The sequence below is a fragment of the Paenibacillus glacialis genome, from assembly GCF_001637205.1.
Classification (GTDB): Bacteria; Bacillota; Bacilli; order Paenibacillales; family Paenibacillaceae; genus Paenibacillus_AQ; species Paenibacillus_AQ glacialis.
In genome coordinates this window covers 1-1,453 of record NZ_LVJH01000075.1, presented here as the reverse complement: position 1 = coordinate 1,453, position 1,453 = coordinate 1, and the positions used below count along the sequence as shown (strand labels likewise).

Annotated in this window: 1 protein-coding gene; it reads right to left on the bottom strand. The window is 38.5% G+C overall.

The window, feature by feature from the left end; translation table 11 throughout:
- Positions 1–92: 92 nt before the first annotated feature.
- Positions 93–1,453 (bottom strand): serine hydrolase (locus PGLA_RS26395; protein WP_068538198.1); only part of this gene is annotated, 1,361 nt, incomplete at its 5' end.

The following is a 1,453-nucleotide window of genomic DNA, read 5'->3' as shown; positions in this document are numbered from 1 at the left end:
CCCTAAACAACATGTTGTCTAGGGATTAATCAGAAGAGCCCGATCATTTGGTGATCGGGCTCTTCTCGATAAGATTCTTATGTGCTACAAGTCTATTTATTCTTCAAATTAATTTTAAATACATCCCCCTGATTACCACCAAAAACGATCATCCCACCTTCAGGTAGTACTACCGAATGATTATGACTTGCCTTTGAAAAGTTCACAACGATTCCTTTTGCGTCATAAACGGCAAATCCCCCACTTACCGGAGCCTCAACGGTCATGACTTTATTAGCTGCTTTTTCATCAATTTTATACCATATAGCCTGACCATTTGATGGTATGGTACTAATCGAGGAGTTCCCTTCATAAATGGATTGAATCCCATCTTCACTTATATAGGATTCTCCATCGATCATTAATTGCTCTGTATGGTCCATGTTATAGAAATTCAAATCAAAAGCATCTCTTCCGCTAAAAATAGGAATATCAAATACATTTACTGCTTTATTCTTATCAACAATTTGAGTGCCGGATGCGTATCCATGGTTGACATCAACGGATAAATTTAAGGCCAAAGACGCCTTAATCATATACTTGAATGAAGTTATCTTTTCATCCAAAGCGTAGTAATTTTTTCCATTTCTTTGTTCCCATACCGTTTGAGTTGACTGATTTAGAGGATTGGAATCTAACTTTTGATACTCATACGTTACCATAACCGTTTGACCTAATCCCGGAAAATTCAAATAATTGCTAAGTTTTAAATAGGTTTTTCCATTCTTCGGTTGGTCAAAGCTTATGGTTACATTCCCATCGTTGTTTTTGAATTGTCCTTTGCCTATATATACATATTTTTGAGGCGGTATCGATCCGCTTAGAGCGGGTAAATCAATCTCTCCGTTCTTGAACTCCAGATTTACCGTTTTACCTACGTTACCGTATAATCCAGAGTAAGCAAGCAAATCCGACGGCATATCCACTTTCAATGGAGGTTCAAATGTTTTGTCAGGCAGGAGCTCTTTAATGATGCCTTTGACTCTTATATATTCCAATAAAACATTGGATGCAAAAATACCATTGTAGATAGATTTCCCTCCCGATGAAAGTACAGCTATAGAAATATCATGTTCGGGTAGGGTAGTCAAAACAGCGTGATACAGTTGCGTATCTCCACCTTTGGATAAAGCGGTTATTCCGTAATCACTAAACGGTGCTAAACGAACGGCATCCCAACCAAGACCATAATTAATGCTGTTTGTCTCTTCAGAAACCCACACTCCCTTTCTATACTCATGACTTTGCATAGCCTTTGCTGACTTCTCAGATAAAATATCCGTTCGATTTCCGATTAATACTTCAGCGAACTTACTTAATTCTTCGGCCGTGGAGTAGAGGCCTCCTGACCCAATGAGATTGACATTCTCAACGGGTAAAGCCTGATCTATCGCAGGAAAATAAGTTTTTGCGA